This window comes from Pseudomonas sp. AU11447 (genome assembly GCF_001672555.2).
In the GTDB taxonomy this organism is placed as follows: Bacteria; Pseudomonadota; Gammaproteobacteria; order Pseudomonadales; family Pseudomonadaceae; genus Pseudomonas; species Pseudomonas nitroreducens.
On the sequence record NZ_LZDG02000074.1, the window covers coordinates 21380 to 38623 of the forward strand.

At 65.8% G+C, this 17244-nt stretch carries 15 protein-coding genes and 1 riboswitch; of the genes, 7 read left to right on the forward strand and 8 right to left on the reverse strand.

What is annotated here, in order from left to right; genetic code table 11:
* Positions 1 to 61 precede the first annotated feature (61 nt).
* From A6723_RS25900 to A6723_RS25910, 3 genes are all read right to left on the reverse strand, one after another.
* Positions 62 to 2221, reverse strand: a complete 2160-nt coding sequence (locus A6723_RS25900; protein ID WP_054907699.1) for an AAA family ATPase — start codon at positions 2219 to 2221, stop codon at positions 62 to 64.
* Entirely contained in the window at positions 2206 to 3423 is a 1218-nt protein-coding gene (locus A6723_RS25905) for a hypothetical protein (RefSeq protein ID WP_054907700.1), read from the reverse strand. The genes A6723_RS25900 and A6723_RS25905 overlap by 16 nt, the downstream gene beginning before the upstream one ends.
* A gap of 267 nt (positions 3424 to 3690) precedes the next feature.
* Positions 3691 to 4497 carry a hypothetical protein gene (locus A6723_RS25910; RefSeq protein WP_054907701.1) on the reverse strand — a complete coding sequence of 269 codons (807 nt, stop codon included), beginning with the start codon at positions 4495 to 4497 and terminating at the stop codon, positions 3691 to 3693.
* Between the two features lie 274 nt (positions 4498 to 4771).
* Between A6723_RS25910 and metH the strand changes: the two genes are divergently transcribed.
* Together metH and A6723_RS25920 are read left to right on the forward strand one after the other, a co-directional pair.
* Positions 4772 to 8464: a methionine synthase gene (metH, locus tag A6723_RS25915; RefSeq protein WP_054907702.1), complete on the forward strand. Its 3693-nt coding sequence runs from the start codon at positions 4772 to 4774 to the stop codon at positions 8462 to 8464.
* A gap of 189 nt (positions 8465 to 8653) precedes the next feature.
* Positions 8654 to 9007 (forward strand): 50S ribosome-binding protein YggL, encoded by a 354-nt coding sequence (locus tag A6723_RS25920; protein WP_024763316.1) that lies wholly within the window; start codon positions 8654 to 8656, stop codon positions 9005 to 9007.
* A 59-nt stretch (positions 9008 to 9066) separates the two neighbouring features.
* On the opposite strand, the gene A6723_RS25925 is transcribed toward A6723_RS25920, so the two are convergent.
* From A6723_RS25925 to A6723_RS25940, 4 genes are all read right to left on the reverse strand, one after another.
* Positions 9067 to 9426 carry a hypothetical protein gene (locus A6723_RS25925; RefSeq protein WP_017519512.1) on the reverse strand — a complete coding sequence of 120 codons (360 nt, stop codon included), beginning with the start codon at positions 9424 to 9426 and terminating at the stop codon, positions 9067 to 9069.
* A gap of 71 nt (positions 9427 to 9497) precedes the next feature.
* Positions 9498 to 9908 carry a hypothetical protein gene (locus A6723_RS25930; protein WP_024763314.1) on the reverse strand — a complete coding sequence of 137 codons (411 nt, stop codon included), beginning with the start codon at positions 9906 to 9908 and terminating at the stop codon, positions 9498 to 9500.
* A 32-nt stretch (positions 9909 to 9940) separates the two neighbouring features.
* The gene (locus A6723_RS25935; RefSeq protein WP_054907703.1) at positions 9941 to 10471 is read right to left on the reverse strand and encodes an ATP/GTP-binding protein; all 531 of its coding nucleotides are present in this window, start codon (positions 10469 to 10471) and stop codon (positions 9941 to 9943) included.
* The gene (locus tag A6723_RS25940; RefSeq protein ID WP_054907704.1) at positions 10468 to 11067 is read right to left on the reverse strand and encodes a hypothetical protein; all 600 of its coding nucleotides are present in this window, start codon (positions 11065 to 11067) and stop codon (positions 10468 to 10470) included. Before A6723_RS25940 ends, A6723_RS25935 begins: the two co-directional genes overlap by 4 nt.
* Before the next feature lie 121 nt (positions 11068 to 11188).
* Positions 11189 to 11276, reverse strand: a riboswitch (cyclic di-GMP riboswitch).
* Between the two features lie 229 nt (positions 11277 to 11505).
* Here A6723_RS25940 and A6723_RS25945 point away from each other — a divergent pair.
* From A6723_RS25945 to A6723_RS25965, 5 genes are all read left to right on the forward strand, one after another.
* Positions 11506 to 12831 carry an MATE family efflux transporter gene (locus tag A6723_RS25945; RefSeq protein ID WP_054907705.1) on the forward strand — a complete coding sequence of 442 codons (1326 nt, stop codon included), beginning with the start codon at positions 11506 to 11508 and terminating at the stop codon, positions 12829 to 12831.
* 48 nt (positions 12832 to 12879) lie between these two features.
* Entirely contained in the window at positions 12880 to 13095 is a 216-nt protein-coding gene (locus A6723_RS25950) for a DUF2970 domain-containing protein (protein ID WP_024763310.1), read from the forward strand.
* Positions 13096 to 13409: 314 nt separating this feature from the next.
* Complete coding sequence (locus A6723_RS25955; RefSeq protein ID WP_054907706.1) at positions 13410 to 13904, forward strand: PaaI family thioesterase; 495 nt, start codon at positions 13410 to 13412, stop codon at positions 13902 to 13904.
* A gap of 270 nt (positions 13905 to 14174) precedes the next feature.
* Positions 14175 to 15833, forward strand: a complete 1659-nt coding sequence (locus A6723_RS25960) for a nitrite/sulfite reductase (RefSeq protein WP_045208334.1) — start codon at positions 14175 to 14177, stop codon at positions 15831 to 15833.
* Entirely contained in the window at positions 15817 to 16320 is a 504-nt protein-coding gene (locus A6723_RS25965; protein WP_054907707.1) for a DUF934 domain-containing protein, read from the forward strand. Before A6723_RS25960 ends, A6723_RS25965 begins: the two co-directional genes overlap by 17 nt.
* Before the next feature lie 295 nt (positions 16321 to 16615).
* On the opposite strand, the gene A6723_RS25970 is transcribed toward A6723_RS25965, so the two are convergent.
* On the reverse strand, positions 16616 to 17194 hold the full coding sequence (locus A6723_RS25970; protein WP_054907708.1) for a TetR/AcrR family transcriptional regulator: 579 nt from the start codon (positions 17192 to 17194) through the stop codon (positions 16616 to 16618).
* Positions 17195 to 17244 lie beyond the last annotated feature (50 nt).

Genomic DNA, 17244 nt, shown 5'->3' on the forward strand with positions numbered 1-17244 from the left:
CTTGGCCAGTAACGCCGGCAAGTCTATCAATTCGCGGCCCGGCCGGCTCCGCGCCTTTTGGCTAGCGCGCGTCGCGCTCCAGGGTGGATAGCTCGTGGCGCAGCAGTATCGGCAGCTCGGCGGCCTCGAACTGACCGGCGAACAGCGGCACGGCAAAGGCGTAGCCATCGCCGCTGCGCTTGAGCACGAAAGCCAGTTGCAGCCGCGCCAGGGAGGCCTTGAGCGCCACAGCATCGATGCGCTCGCCGAACAGCTCGATCAGCGCCGCCAGGCCGGTGCCGGTATGCTGCGCACAGTGGTAGACGATGATCCGGTCCAGGCGGCAGGCCGTCTCGTCCTGGCTCAGGCGGCCCCAGCCGGCCAGTGCATCCTGTACCGCCTGGGAGGCCAGCGCGCCTTTGAGTTGCAGCCGCTCGATCACCCGCGCCCCCGGCGGCAGCGCCTCCAGGCATTCCTGGCAGAGGATGGCGACCAAATTGGCGCGCTGGCCGCTGGCGTCCACCAGGTCTTCCAGCAGGGTGTCGCTGGCGAACCCCAGCCGCAGCCGCGCCAGGGGCACACTGGCCAGTTCGCGGCAGGCCTGGCGCTCCAGCGCGCCGATGGTCAGCACCTCGCCGAAGTTGCGCAGCGGCGACTGGTAGTCCAGCACGGCAGTGGCATAGAGGTCCCAGAAACCGGCCAGCATGAACCAGCAACGCCCCTCCTCGCTCAATGCGCGCAAGGTCGATAGCTGTGGATAGCCGTTGGCGGCCTCGTCACGGAAGAACAGGTCGGCCTCGTCGATCAGCAGGAACAGGCGCTTGCCGAGTTGCTGGGTATTGATGTGTTCGATGATCGCCTCCAGCGTGCTTTCTGCAGGAAGGCCGAATTGCAGCGCCAGCCGTGGCGTGAGCCGGTGGTCGCGGAGCGACACATAGTGGCAGACCACCTGCGGATGATCCTCCAGGCGCCGCTGCACGGCCTTGAGCAGACTGCTCTTGCCCAACTGCCGGCCGCCGACCACCAGGTAATTGGCCGGCTCGCGGTTGAGTACTCGCGCCAGCAACTGGTCGCGGCCGAAGAACGAGCTGGCGCGCACCACGCCGCCGCGCGTCTGATACGGCGAGATGCGGGTCAGCCGCAGCTGTGCGGCGAGCAGGCGCAGCAGCAGCTCGCCGGGGTTGCCGCCCAGCAACCATTGGGTCTGCTCGCGGGCGTCGATCGCCACGCAGAGATTGGCGGTATCGGCGCAGTACTTCAGCAATTGTTCCTGGCGCTCGCCGAGCAGCACCAGCATCACGTCGAGCCCGGTGTGGGAAACGCGCAGGTGCTGGAGGACGCGGGTCTCGTTCTCCTCAGTCGCCGGCACATAGACCAGGCAACGATCCAGGGAAACCGGCACATCCTCGGGCAGCTTCCACTCGAACACCCGCCCCGGCAGCGACCAGCCCCAGCTCACCTGGCAACTGGCACCCAACGCCAGGGCCAGCGCCTGGGCGCGCTGCTCCGCTTCGGCGCCCACGTAGGCCAGCGCCTGCTGCCAGCTCTGCGCTTCGATGCCGGCGGCACGCAGGGTTGCCCTGCGCCGCCCGAGCAGACCGAGCAGGCGGTCGACCCTGGGCAGGTCCGCCGGCGGCAAGTCCAGCAGGCGTTGCGGGCGCAGCTGCACCGGCCCCAGCAAAGGGTGGCGGAACAGCAGGAGCAACGCGGCGATGACGAACAGCAGCGCGCAGATGATCACCAGCCAGCGCAGGTTCTCCACCAGCGGGCTGTCGTTCGAGGCCTTGTCCGCGGACTCCAGGCAGAAGTTCATCAGGTAGCGCGCGGGAACCGGCGGGCTCCCCGGCCGGCAGCTCCACTCGCTGCTGCGCGGCGGCATGTCGACGATGACTTGCTTGCCGGCCAGGTCGCCCATCTCGCTGCGATCCGCGACGGTCATCAGCAGGCGCTGCGGCTGCGGCGAAACGACGTTCAACACGGGATGTTCGATGGAGGGCGCGAAAGCCTGGATGTTCTCGGGCCAGTGGCCCTCGATCTGCTGCGCCTCCATCATCGCCGTTCGCCAGGCGGCCATTTCGCCGAAGAACTGTTCGAACGCCGCATTGCCCAGTGCCGCATCGCGGGTGAAAGGATTGAGCCGGGGCGCCAACACAGCGCTGACCAGCAGAAAGGTCACACTGGCAATGACCAGCAGGCGCTTGTAGCTCACCGCGCCCCGCTGGCGACTCAGGCCTCGACGCATGCGTCCAGCACTTGGCGGCCCGTCTGCCGGATGATCTCGCAGCGCCATACCAGGCGCGCCGAATCCCCGTGACCGCGGACGGTGATCAGGTTGTTCCAGAACAGCCGACGCAGCTCGCCATCGGCCAGGTACGGGCTGGCGCGCCCCAGGTCGTCCGCCTCCAGGCGCAGGCGCAGGCGTTCACGTGAGCTGTCGGTTTCGCTCAGCGGCAGGAAGGCCTGCCAGAGCCGGGCACTGCGGGACAGTAGTTGATGCAGCGCTTGGCGGGACTCCGCGGTCAGCACGGTGTACTGCACCAGCCACTCCAACCCCTCCTCCGCCAGCGCCGGGTGGCCGCCGCAGCTTTCCAGCAGCTCGCCGAGCATGGCCTGGTCGAAGCGCTGCCCGGGCCAACGGCGCTGGGCGAGCAGCGCCAGGTCGGCGAGGGTCAACTCGGACCAGTGGCTGACCTGAGCGATGTTCAGCAGCGAGAGGTCGCCACTGCGGTATTTCAGGTCGGCCAGCGCTTCCCCGCCGCACAACAACAGATGCAGGCGGCCACTGTGCATTTCACTCAGGCTGCGCAGGATGCCGGCGAGCATCTCGCGCAGCTCCGCGGTGCCCTGCTCGAAACGGCTGACCAGGCAAAATATCCGTTCGCCGGCCAGCAGGCGGCGCTCCAGGGCGGCTTCGAAGTCGTAGTCCGAGGTGATGTCGGCGAAGCCACACTGGCGGCCGATGGCGGCGAAGTAGTCGCTGCTGGCGGTGCTGGCGCTGTAGGGCGGCTGGATATGCAGCACCGACTGTTCGCCGTAAAGCCCACGGGCACGAGTCAGCAGCTCCTGGCGGAACGGCGGCTGGCCCCAGTGCGCCTGGGACAGCAGCAGGACGATGGGATACGGCGTGAGCCTGCGCAACTGGTCGAACAACGAGTCGATGTAGGGCGCGAAAGGCACGCCGCCGGCAGCCTCGGCCTGCAGCGGGAATTCCGGTTCGAAGCCCGCGGCACTGAACAGGCGGTTGGTTTCCGACTCGGTCAGGCGCAGGTAGCGGGCGCAGGCGATGAGCTTGTCGCGGGATTTCGGGTTAGGCAGCGACAGGCCGTTGCGCCAGTTGTTCACCGCCTCGCGGCTCAGGCCGATTTCCGTCGCCACGCCCGAAGCGCTGGCGCGAATGCGCCGCATATAGAGCGTCAGCAGTTGCGAAAATGCATCCGTATCCAAGGTCGCCAATCCATAGCTTGCGTGGGGCGGCCAGCTGCGCCGCACGCTCCATCCCTGCCGGTCCTGCGATGCTGCCGGCTGCATGATCCGGCAGGCGATCATGGCGCCCTGCCGACGGCGAGCAGGCAGATAGCCACTACCTCTCGCCGCGCGCCAGCATACGCATGGCCGGGTTTTGCGCCTAGATGGGTGCGACAGCGTTTCGCTTTTGGCTGCGACGGGTTTCGCATTTCACGGTAGCGGACCGATGGGCCGGAAGCTGGCGCATCAGTCCGCGCCATCGGCAACCTCGGGTTCCTCGCGCTTTTCGCTGAGGTCGCTGTACTCGACCCACCCATACAGCAGCGGCAGGACGATGGCGAGTACCACGCCCAGGCCCAGCCACATCCAGAAACCCTTGAAGAACACCAGCGCCAGCACGGTCAGGATCACCGCATGCAGCAAGCCCTTGGCCATCTGCCAGAGCACCAGCCCGGTCTTGATCACGCCGGCGGGGCCGACGCCCGTCTGGCGCGCCACCTTGGCGATTTCGGCGATGCCCTCCACCAGCGCCTTGGCTTTCTCCTCCTGCTCGCGCTCTTCCTCGATCAACTTGCGCAGGGGCACCGGTCGCGCCACGCAGACACTGGTGTCCTCCTCCCCTTCCTCGCGCTGAACGTCCAACTGGGCGGTGACGATGGGTGCGATGAAGGGCTCGCGGTGATACAGGTCGGAGCGATTCACCAGCTTGCCGTCGAGGAAATGGTGGCGCTGGGTTTCGCCGACCTGGCCATGGAACACCTCGACCACCGCCGCGCGCAGGCCGCGCTCGAACAGGCTCTCCAGCAGCAGCAGCGGCAGGTTGGCGCGCACCGAGGTGTCGAAGTCCAGGCGGATGTACTCGGGCTGCGCGCTGAACTGCTGGTTGAACCATTCGCCCTGCCAGACTCCCGAAAGATCGACGCCCAGGCGCTGCTGGTAGACGAGGGATTTCTCCTCGTCACCCCGCATCAGGTTGACCAGCGACAGCACGCACAGCTCGTGCGGGCCCTGCTCCTTGAAAAACAGCATCAGGGTGTTGGCGTTCTGCGACATGGGTGTCTCCTTGCGTACGGATTCCTTGGGCGAGCGGCCAGCGACGCGAAACTTCCTCATCCGTGCCGCCTTGTGCCGTGGATTCTTCCAGCAAGCCCGTCGTCAGGCAGTTCCGGACTTGTCAGGTCCGGCCGGGGCGCGGTTGACAGGACGTCAAGTCGTCCCTCGCGCCAACATGAGCAGAATTCATGGAAAACCGCGAACCACCGGAAAGCTGTGCAGCTTTGCTATCATCAGCGACCTTTCGCCACGCCCTTTTCCCCCAGGTATTCCAATGATCGACCGTGCCGCACGCCTGCAAGCCCTCCAGCAAGCCCTCAAGGAGCGCATCCTGATCCTCGACGGCGGCATGGGCACCATGATCCAGAGCTACAAGCTGCAGGAAGAGGACTACCGTGGCGCGCGCTTCGCCGACTGGCCGAGCGACGTGAAGGGCAACAACGACCTGCTGCTGCTCAGCCGCCCGGACGTGATCCAGGCCATCGAGAAGGCCTACCTCGATGCCGGCGCCGACATCCTCGAGACCAACACCTTCAACGCCACCCGCGTGTCGCAGGCCGACTACGACATGCAGGAACTGGCCTACGAGATGAACGTCGAGGGCGCGCGCCTGGCCCGTGAAGTGGCTGACGCCAAGACCGCCGAAACCCCGGACCGCCCGCGCTTCGTCGCCGGCGTCCTCGGCCCGACCAGCCGCACCTGCTCGATCTCCCCGGACGTCAACGACCCCGGCTTCCGCAACGTCACCTTCGACGAACTGGTGGAGAACTACAGCGAATCCACCCGCGGCCTGATCGAGGGCGGCGCGGACCTGATCCTGATCGAGACCATCTTCGACACCCTCAACGCCAAGGCCGCGATCTTCGCCGTGCAGGGCGTCTATGAAGAGCTGGGCGTCGAGCTGCCGATCATGATCTCCGGCACCATCACCGACGCCTCCGGCCGCACCCTGTCCGGCCAGACCACCGAGGCCTTCTGGAACTCGGTGCGCCACGCCAACCCGATCTCCGTCGGCCTCAACTGCGCCCTCGGTGCGAAAGAGCTGCGCCCGTACCTGGAAGAGCTGGCGACCAAGGCCGGGACCCACGTCTCCGCCCACCCCAACGCCGGCCTGCCGAACGCCTTCGGCGAGTACGACGAGACCCCGGCGGAAATGGCAGTGGTCGTGGAAGAGTTCGCCTCATCCGGCTTCCTCAACATCATCGGCGGCTGCTGCGGCACCACGCCGGGCCATATCGAGGCCATCGCCAAGGCCGTGGCCAAGTACGCGCCACGCGCCATCCCGGAGATTCCCAAGGCCTGCCGCCTGTCCGGCCTGGAACCCTTCACCATCGACCGCAACTCGCTGTTCGTGAACGTCGGCGAGCGCACCAACATCACCGGCTCGGCCAAGTTCGCGCGGCTGATCCGCGAGGAGAACTACGCCGAAGCGCTGGAAGTGGCGCAGCAGCAGGTGGAAGCCGGCGCCCAGGTGATCGACATCAACATGGACGAGGGCATGCTCGACTCCAAGGCGGCCATGGTGAAGTTCCTCAACCTGATCGCCTCCGAGCCGGACATCTCCCGCGTGCCGATCATGATCGACTCCTCCAAGTGGGAGGTGATCGAAGCCGGCCTGAAGTGCATCCAGGGCAAGGGCATCGTCAACTCCATCTCCATGAAGGAAGGCGTCGAGCAGTTCAAGCACCACGCCCGCCTGTGCAAGCGCTATGGCGCCGCCGTGGTGGTGATGGCCTTCGACGAAGCCGGCCAGGCCGATACCCAGGCGCGCAAGGAAGAAATCTGCCAGCGCTCCTACGACATCCTGGTCAACGAAGTGGGCTTCCCGCCGGAAGACATCATCTTCGACCCGAACATCTTCGCGGTCGCCACCGGTATCGAGGAACACAACAACTACGCGGTCGACTTCATCGAGGCCTGCGCCTACATCCGTGACAACCTGCCCTACGCACTGACCTCGGGCGGGGTGTCCAACGTGTCGTTCTCGTTCCGTGGCAACAACCCGGTGCGCGAGGCGATCCACTCAGTGTTCCTCTACTACGCGATCCAGAACGGCCTGACGATGGGCATCGTCAACGCCGGCCAGCTGGAGATCTATGACGAGATTCCGAAGGAGCTGCGCGACAAGGTCGAGGACGTGGTGCTCAACCGCAGTCCGGACGCCACCGAGGCGCTGCTGGCCATCGCCGACAACTACAAGGGCGGCGGCGCGGTCAAGGAAGTGGAAGACGAAGAGTGGCGCAGCCACAGCGTCGAGAAGCGCCTGGAGCATGCCCTGGTCAAGGGCATCACCACCTTCATCGTCGAAGACACCGAGGAATGCCGGCAGAAGTGCGCGCGCCCCATCGAGGTCATCGAAGGCCCGCTGATGTCCGGCATGAACGTGGTCGGTGACCTGTTCGGCGCCGGCAAGATGTTCCTCCCGCAGGTGGTGAAATCCGCCCGCGTGATGAAGCAGGCCGTGGCGCACCTGATTCCCTTCATCGAAGCGGAAAAAGGCGACAAGCCCGAGGCCAAGGGCAAGATCCTCATGGCCACGGTGAAGGGTGACGTCCACGACATCGGCAAGAACATCGTCGGTGTGGTGCTGGGCTGCAACGGCTACGACATCGTCGACCTGGGCGTGATGGTCCCGGCGGAGAAGATCCTGCAGACCGCCCGCGAGCAGAAGTGCGACATCATCGGCCTGTCCGGCCTGATCACGCCGTCGCTGGACGAGATGGTCCACGTGGCCAAGGAGATGCAGCGGCAGAACTTCAGCCTGCCCCTGCTGATCGGCGGCGCCACCACCTCCAAGGCGCACACCGCGGTGAAGATCGACCCGCAGTACAGCAACGACGCGGTGGTCTACGTCACCGACGCCTCCCGCGCGGTGGGCGTGGCGACCACGCTGCTGTCCAAGGAAATGAAGCCCGAGTACGCCCGCAAGCTCCGCGAAGAGTACGCGGAAGTGCGCGAACGCACCGCCAACCGCAGCGCGCGCACCGAGCGCCTGAGCTACGAACAGGCCATCGCCGCCAAGCCGAAGTTCGACTGGGCCGGCTACCAGCCGCCGGTGCCGAGCTTCACCGGCGTCAAGGTGCTGGATGATATCGACCTCAACGTGCTGGCCGAGTACATCGACTGGACGCCCTTCTTCATCTCCTGGGACCTGGCCGGCAAGTACCCGCGCATCCTCACCGACGAAGTCGTAGGCGAAGCGGCGACCAGCCTGTTCAACGACGCCCAGGCGATGCTGAAGAAGCTGATCGACGAGAAGCTGATCAAGTCCCGTGCCGTGCTGGGCTTCTGGCCGGCCAACCAGGTGCACCACGACGACCTGGAAGTCTACGGCGACGACGGCCACAAGCTGGCCACCCTGCACCACCTGCGCCAGCAGACCATCAAGCCCGACGGCAAGCCGAACTTCAGCCTGGCCGACTTCGTCGCGCCGAAGGACAGCGGCGTGAAGGACTACGTCGGCGGCTTCATCACCACCGCCGGCATCGGCGCCGAGGAAGTGGCCAAGGCCTACGAGGCCAAGGGCGACGACTACAGCGCGATCATGGTCAAGGCCCTGGCCGACCGCCTCGCCGAAGCCTGCGCCGAATGGCTGCACGAGCGCGTGCGCAAGGAATACTGGGGTTACCAGCCCGAGGAACACCTGGACAACGAGGCGCTGATCAAGGAGCAGTACGTCGGCATCCGTCCGGCGCCCGGCTACCCGGCCTGCCCGGACCACACCGAGAAAGGCACGCTGTTCCAGCTGCTCGATCCGCAGGGCCTGTCCGGCGTGACCCTGACCGAGCACTACGCGATGTTCCCCGCCGCCGCCGTCAGCGGCTGGTACTTCGCCCATCCGCAGGCGCAGTACTTCGCCGTGGGCAAGCTCGACAAGGACCAGATCGAACGCTACAGCGCGCGCAAGGACCAGGCAATCAGCACCAGCGAGCGCTGGCTGTCGCCGAACCTGGGCTACGACAACTGATCTGACGCCCCACGCCGCAGCCGGGCCCGCCCGGCGCGGCGGTTTCGTCAGGCAGGTCCGCGGCCTGGGGAAAAGCTTCGCTGCATATCCTGCGCAGATGCGGGATAATCCCGCCATCCTGGGCACCCCCAGGGCACAACGGATCGAAGCTGGCCACCCGCCAGGCTTCCGCTGAAGAGAGAATCACAGATGAAATACCTCACCCCCGAACAAATGGCCAAGCCTCGCAAACGCCGCCTGCTGAAGAAGCTGCGCCTGGGCGAGTTCCAGGAGTTCGGCTTCAGCCTCGAAGTGAACTACACCGGCGACCTGGATGACGTGCTCGACCAGTGGATCGCCTTCGTCGAATCCGAAGGCTGGGTCTTCGTCGGCGGCGCCACCGAAGACGGCGAGTTCACCGGCTACCTGTGCCTGAACGACGTCGGCAGCCTGACCGAAGCCGACCGCGAGACCACCCGTCTGTGGCTGGAAAAGCAGTCCTGGGTGAAATCCTTCGAACTGGGCGAGCTGAGCGACTGCTGGCACGGCCTGTTCGAGGAGTAAGCACTCCTTGCGCAAAGCGTGGGCGGGCCTCCCCGCCCGCCCACGTCCATCAGCTCACCTCAGATCGCCACCTGCGCCTCGACCTCCTGCAACTTGCGCCGCGCCAGCGCCAGGTTGGCTTTCACCTTGTCCAGCACGTAGTACATGAACACCCCTTCGTGCTTCGCCATCGGGCGGATGATGTGGTACTGCCGGCCGAGGGTGATGAGGATGTCCTCGATCACGTCGTTGAGCGCCAGGGACTTCATGGTCTTCAGCTTGGCGCGCACCACCTCGGTGTTGCCCGCGGCCGCCAGTTCCAGGTCCACGCCGCCTCCTGCCTGCCCGAGCAGCATGCCGCTCTTGGCATCCACCACGGCCGACGCCAGGGCACCATCCAGGTTCAGCAGTTCGTCCAGCGATTGTTGCAGTGCTGCCATAGCGATTACTCCTTGAGTGCGCGTCCTGTTATAGGGGCCCCGCGACCGCGCGCGCCGCGAAGCCTTTTGTCTCAGCCGGCCAGCGACAGATCCGCCAGCCGGGTTGCCGTTCGCTTGGCCTGGTAGAGCACCTGGCCAAGCATCTCCTCGCGATCGGCGACCAGGTTGAGGATCATCGGATGGCTCGGATGCGGTATGTCGACGATGACGATGTAGCCCTCGCTGGCCTCGACTATCACGTTCTGGTGCGGGCCGACCTCGCTCTCCTGGCCGACCATGGCGCCAAGGGCCGAAATCGAGCAGGCCATGGCTGCCAGCTTGGAAACCTCCAGCCCCTTGCCGGCGCGGGAGGCCACCTCGAAGCCGTCGGTGGTGGCGATCACCGCCGCGCTCAGCCGCCCCAGGCTGGCGCCGAGCTCATCCAACGCCTGTTCGGCGTCGTTCCGCAGTCTTTCCGGCAAGCTCGTCAAGGCGTGTTCCATGGTCGACTCCAGTCGGTTGCAAACGTCAGGCTTCAGGCCGCCGTGCATTCCAGTTGCAGCAGGAGCAGGTCGAGCAGCATGCGCACCTGCTCCGCCTCGCGTACGTCCACTTCGACTACCGGGAAGCTGTGGCCGGCCCGCGCCAGCGCGGCGGCGTAGTCATCCAGGCCGGGGACGGGATGCCCTGGCAGTCGCCCGACGCCGATGACACAGGGCGCACCGGCGATGCAGTCGGCAAAGCCATCGAGGTAAACCTGCAGGTCGCCCAGCGGATCGGGCCGCGAGTTGTCGATCAGGATCACCAGCCCCAGCGCCCCGCGCGCGAGGATGCCCCACATGAAGGCGAAGCGCGCCTGACCGGGCGTGCCGTACAGGCGCAGGCGCTCATCGGGCCCGAGCACCACTTCGCCGTAGTCCAGGCCGACCGTAGTGCGTGCCTTGTCCAGGTTGGGATCGTTGTTCTGCACATCGGTGCTGACCGGCTCGATATCGCTGATCGCGGCGATGGCGGTGGTCTTGCCGGCGCCCATGGTGCCGGTGAAGAGGATCTTGTATTCCCTCATCGACCGGCCTCCGAAGCACCGCCAAGGCCGAAGTGGCGGCGGATGCGCGCCAGCAGGCCGACGGGGGCGGCTGCCTGTTGCTCGGGCCGCGCCGGCAGGGCCTCGCCGGGCTGGAGCATGTCCTGGGCGGCCATCAGGCGGGCGAAGCTCTCCGCCACGTGGCGCGGCACGCCGGAGCGCTCGCAAAGCTCGTCCAGGCTCATGGTCCTTGCACCGAGCAGCGTGGCCAGCCGGACGTAGCGGTGATCACCCTTGAGCAGCGCCGCTGCCGGCCAGTGCTTCAGGCGCAGAGCTTCACCCGTGGAATGCGCCGGCCGCTGGCCGATGGCGCGGGCGGCACGTTCCAGGCAATCGAATACCTCGCTGGCACGCAGCGGCCAGTGCACCCAGAGCGGTTCACCCTCGGCCGTGCGCAACTGCACCCGCGGCTCGCCCTCCTCGCCCTCCACCAGCAGGTCGGCCGGGCCATCGACATACGCCCAGCTCGCCAACGTGCGACCACTGAGCAAGCCGACAATGGACTTGAACACCACCTGATCACGCAACGCCATCCGGGCGAACCCGTAGGTGTACTGAAGCTGGTACGGCTGATTCATCGGCGCGCTCCCTTGGGCCAACAAACACCATCAACCTGCACGGGTTGATCAGGAGGCTCACCGGGACGTTGGAGGATGCCGAGCACAAGCTCGCAGAGGGCGCGGACGAACGTCCGGCCTGCTTGGCAACCCCGCGGTCATGGCCCTTGCGGGCGGTAGATCGGTGGCTTTGCGTCCCTGGCTTTCGCACAGGTTTGCCCTGGTCAATTGAATTTCAGCGTAGTACGCCGCCTTCGTTCGCCAAGCCGAAAAAACGTGACGGACCTCACACAAACATCGGAAATATCACCGGAACAACTTCGCAATGTTCGTAGGCATATTCCGCCCCAAAAGGGAGCAGGAAGCCTGCCCTTCGGCTAGGATTTCCCACAGCGGCGCCTCACCGGCACGGCCCGCCGGATATCCACAACAAGCCGGAATTCACTGCCCCGAGACGCCATGCTAGAGCGCCAGCGGTTCCAGAACATTCTCAGCCTGGGCCTGCCGATCATCGGCGGCATGCTCAGCCAGAGCCTGCTCAACCTGGTGGATGCAGCCATGGTTGGCCACCTGGGGGAGAAATCCCTCGCCGGGGTCGGCATCGGCAGCTACGCCAACTTCGTCGCCATCTCCCTGGTGATGGGGCTGGGGGCCGGCGTACAGGCGCTGGTAGCTCGCCGGCGGGGCGAAGGTCGCAGCGACGAGCTGGCCGCACCGCTGAACTGCGGGCTGCTGGTCGCGCTGGGCCTGTCGCTGCCGATCACGCTGATCTGCCTGCTGTTCGCCGAGCCCATCGTCCGCGCCCTGTCCAGCGACCCTGACGTGCTGGCGGTCGGCATCCCCTACTTCGAATGGCGCGCGCTGTCGGTGCTCGCCGTGGGCCTGAACTTCTCCTTCCGGGGCTACTGGAACGGCACCCGGCGATCAGGCATGTACATGCGCACTCTGGTGGTCATGCACCTCGCCAACGCGGCGATCAGCTACAGCCTGATCCACGGCCTGTTCGGCCTGCCGCGCATGGGCGCGGTGGGCAGCGGCCTGGGCACCACCCTGGCGTTGTACATCGGCTCGCTGATCTACGCCTGGATTACCTGGCGCGATGCACGCGCCCAAGGCTGTCACCCGCGCCTGCCGAGCGAGCGCGACGTCCGCACGTTGTTGCGCCTGTCGTTGCCCAACTCGCTGCAGCAGTTCTTCTTCGCCGCCGGCATCACCCTGCTGTTCTGGATCATCGCCCAGGTCGGCACCCGCGAACTGGCCGTGGCCCACGTGCTGATCAACCTGGCGCTGTTCCTGATCCTGCCTGGCGTCGGCCTGGGCATGGCGGCAACCACCCTGGTCAGCCAGAGCATGGGCGAGCGCGATTTCGACAGCGCGCACCGCTGGGGCTGGGACGTGGTGAAGGTGGCGGCCTGTGGGCTGGCGCTGCTGGGTGCGCCGTTCTGGATATTCCCCGAGGCCATCCTGCGGCTGTTCGTCAGCGACCCTGCGCTGATCGAACTGGGCCGCGTGCCGCTGATGCTCACCGGCATGGGCATGGTGATCGACGCCACGGCGCTGGTGCTGACCCAGGCACTGCTCGGCGCGGGCGCCGTGCGCACGGTGATGGCAGTCAGCCTGGGTAACCAGTGGCTGTTCTTCCTGCCGCTGGCCTACCTGGTCGGCCCGGTACTGGGCGGCGGCCTGCTGGCGATCTGGAGCATGCAGATTCTGCAGCGCGGGCTGGCCTCGGCGATCTTCGCGGTGATGTGGCAGAAGCGCCAGTGGACGCAGATCGAACTCTAGCGCCAGCTCCGTCAGGAGCTAGGCTTGCAGGCAAAAGGAGGATGAACGATGGACGAGCAACAGAACAAGCCGCCGACCTTCTGGCAGATGCTGCACAGCGTGCTGGCCGCGGCTTTCGGCGTGCAGAGCGGGCGCAACCGGGCGCGCGACTTCACCCACGGCAAGCCCAGTCACTTCATCGCCATGGGCATTCTCTTCACGCTGATCTTCGTGCTGCTGCTGTACGGGCTGGTGCAACTGGTGCTGCATTTCGCCGGGCTGTAGGACAGGCGGCGAGGCGTTTGGTACCAGCGGGCCGCAGGACGGCCCGCCGGCACTGCTGTCACTGATGGCTGACCCAGAACACCGCGGTCGCGACCACCAGCAGGATCAGGATGAATGCGGCGCGGGCATCGACGACGCTGTCGCTGGTCTTGTTCGACGTTTCTTCGCTCATGCTTCCCCCATCTTCTCGTTATTGGCTGAAGAACCACACCACGAGTTAAGACCAGCTCTGCCCGCCCCGCTACTCCCGCCCTGCTTCGAAAGCCGTTAGGCTGGCTGCTCGACAAGCACAACGACAAGAACAAGGAACAGTAATGAACCTGGTATCGCTACAGGACACCGTCGCGCCCGAGGGTGTCTGCTATGGCTGCGGCGGCAGCAACCCGCACGGACTGCACATCAAGAGCCGCTGGCACGAGGACGGTATCCACGTGGTTGCCGAACACCTACCCGAGGCCAAGTACTGCGGCTGGCCGGAGCTGGTCTACGGCGGCCTGATCGCCATGCTGGTGGACTGCCACTCCAACTGGACCGCCATGGCCTACCACTACCGCGCCGAGGGCCGCGAGCCAGGCAGCCTGCCGCGTATCGACTGCGTCACCGGCAACCTGGGCATCAAGTACATCAAGCCGACGCCCATGGGCGTGCCGCTGACCCTCAGGGCGCATGTCGAGGGCGAAGTCGGCCGCAAGAGCCGGATCATCTGCGAGGTTTACGCCGGCGACGTGCTGACCTGCGTCGGCGACTCGATCTTCGTCCGCGTCGACACCTCGCAACTGCGTGATGCTGCCCACGGCCGCGAAGCCTGATCGACTGCCAATTGCACCGCTGCCGTTTGAAATGGGTATAAAGGGCAGCGCCGCAACGGCGAGCCCGGGCACCGGCGCAAGCCCCCGTCCCGCCTGAGCCTCAGGCCTGGCGCGGCTTAGATCCGAAAGTTCTCGCCATATACTCAAACATCACTTTTGCGCATATTCCCGAACTGGTATCGTGCGCCCCACTCCGCGTGGAGCGCGTTGCCGTGCGCGCTGGGAAACGCAGTACGCCCTGAGCGCTATAGCCTGACAGCAGGATGATTCATGTACGTATATGACGAATACGATCAAAGGATCGTAGAGGATCGCGTCAAGCAGTTCCGCGATCAGACCCACCGTTACCTGGCGGGCGAACTGACCGGCGAGGAATTCCGCCCGCTGCGTCTGCAGAATGGCCTGTACATCCAGCGCTATGCGCCCATGCTGCGCGTGGCCGTGCCTTACGGCCTGCTGAACTCCCAGCAGGTTCGCAAGCTGGCGCAGATCGCCCGCGACTACGACAAGGGCTACGCGCACATCAGCACCCGCCAGAACGTCCAGTACAACTGGCCGGAACTGGAAGACGTGCCGGAAATCCTCGCCGAGCTGGCCACCGTGCAGATGCACGCGATCCAGACCAGCGGCAACTGCATCCGCAACACCACCACCGACCAGTTCGCCGGCGTCGCCCATGACGAGCTGGTCGATCCGCGCCCCTGGTGCGAGATCATCCGCCAGTGGTCGACCTTCCACCCCGAGTTCGCCCACCTGCCGCGCAAGTTCAAGATCGCCGTCAACGGCGCCGTGAGCGACCGTGCCGCCATCGAGGTGCACGACATCGGCCTGGAAGCAGTGCAGAACGAAGCCGGCGAGCTGGGCTTCCGCGTCTCCGTCGGCGGCGGCCTGGGCCGTACGCCGATCGTCGGCAACTTCATCAATGAATTCCTGCCGTGGAAGCACCTGCTGTCCTACCTGGACGCCATCCTGCGCGTGTACAACCGCTATGGCCGTCGGGACAACAAGTACAAGGCGCGCATCAAGATCCTGGTGAAAGCGCTGACGCCGGAAGTCTTCGCCCAGAAGGTCGACGCCGAATGGGCGAACCTGAAGGACGGCCCGAGCACCCTGACCGACGCCGAGCTGCAGCGGGTGGCCGCGCACTTCGTCGACCCGGCCTACCAGGCCCTGGAAAACCAGGACGCCGCCCTCGCCCAGCTCGACGCCGAGAACCCCGGCTTCGCCCGCTGGCGTAGCCGCAACACCTTCGCCCACAAGAAGCCCGGCTATGTCGCCGTGACCCTGTCGCTCAAGCCCACCGGCGTGGCGCCCGGCGACATCACCGACAAGCAGCTGGACGTGGTCGCCGACCTGGCCGATCGCTACAGCTTCGGCGAAGTGCGCAACAGCCATAACCAGAACATCATCCTCGCCGACGTCGAGCAGGCGCAGCTGTTCACCCTCTGGGGCGAACTGCGCGAGAACGGTTTCGCCACCCCGAACGTGGGCCTGCTGACCGACCTCATCTGCTGCCCGGGCGGCGACTTCTGCTCCCTGGCCAACGCCAAGTCGATCCCGGTGGCCGAAGCCATCCAGCGTCGCTTCGACGACCTGGACTACCTGTTCGACATCGGCGCCATCGACCTGAACATCTCCGGCTGCATGAACGCCTGCGGCCACCACCACGTCGGCCACATCGGCATCCTCGGCGTGGACAAGAAGGGCGAGGAGTTCTACCAGGTCTCCCTCGGCGGCAGCGCCAGCCGCGACGCCAGCCTGGCGCAGATCCTCGGCCCGTCCTTCGCCCAGGAGCAGATGGCCGACGTGATCGAGAAGATCATCAAGGTCTACGTGGAACAGCGCACCGAAGAGGAACGTTTCCTCGATACCTACCGTCGCATCGGCATCGACCCCTTCAAGGAGCGCGTATATGCAGCGAATCATTAAGCACCGCGAGGTCGTCGACGACCGCTGGCACCTGCTGCCCAAGGACGCGACCCTGGAAACCGTGCCCAACTGCGACGACGTGATCATCCCGCTGAACCTGTGGCTGGAACACGGCCCTGCCCTGCGCGGTCGCGACGGCGGCCTGGGCGTCTGGCTGGATGCGGACGAAGAGCCCGAAGCCATCGCCGGCGACCTGGACAACTTCCAGGTGATCGCCGTGAACTTCCCGGCCTTCACCGACGGCCGCGGCTTCAGCACCGCGCGCCTGCTGCGCGAGCGCTTCGGCTACAAGGGCGAAGTGCGCGCCATCGGCGATGTCCTGCGTGACCAGCTGTTCTTCATGCAGAGCTGCGGCTTCGACGCCTACGCCATCCGCGCCGACCGCGATCCGCAAGCAGCGCTGGCGGGCCTGGACGACTTCAGCGAGGTCTACCAGACCTCGGTGACCCAGCCGCAACCGCTGTTCCGTCGCCGCCAGCTGGCCTGACCCGGCAGAGCTGATTCAGCGACATGAAAAAGCCCCGCATCGCGGGGCTTTTTCTTTGGCTCTGTGTAGGAGCGAGCTTGCTTGAACCGATCCAGCGTTTCTCGTAGGGCGCATAACGCGCCAGCGTTATCCGCCGCCAGGGGACGGCGGATAACCTGTTCCAGGTTACTCGCCCTACGGCCCTTCGTAGGAGCGAGCTTGCTCGCGAACCGATGCAGCGCCGCAACTGCCGGGAACACCGTTCGCGAGCAAGCTCGCTCCTACAGAAGGTGCATCCGCCTAAGCCTGCAGACCATCAGGCCCGCACGCTCTCCCAGGCAATCTGCGCCAGCTGATCCCGGCAATCGATCAAGTCCACACGCGTGCGCCCGGCCAGCCAGTTGCGCGCGTAGTCCTGGCTTGGGCCGATCACCACTGAATTGAACAGCTCCGGCGCCAGCTCCTTGAACGCCCCGGCCTTGCGGTGCTCGGAGAGCAGCCCGGCAATGCGGCGGCCCTGTTCGCGGTTGGCTTCGCGCAACGCCTCGCCTACCTCTCCCGCTTCGACACGCCCCCTGCTGTGCAGGATGAAACGCGCCCACTCCGGGTTCGCCGCCACCCAGTCGACGTAGCAGGTGACGAACAGCTTCACGCAAGCCTCCGCGCTCATCCCGTCCTCGATTCCGGCATCGAGCAGTGTGGCATATTGGCCGACGCCCGTGAGGTACAGCGCGCCGATGATCCGTTCCTTGTTGCCGTAGTGGTGATACAGGCTGCCGATACTGGCGCCGGAGCGGTCGCGGATCATCTCGATGGTGGTGGCGTCCACGCCGGATTCGCTGAAGCAGGCCAGCGCGGCCTGGAGAATGTCGTCTTTGCGGGAAGGTCGGGCCATGGGGTTCCTGTTGGAAAAACCGCTCGAACAGAATTCTAGAATATTTTTCT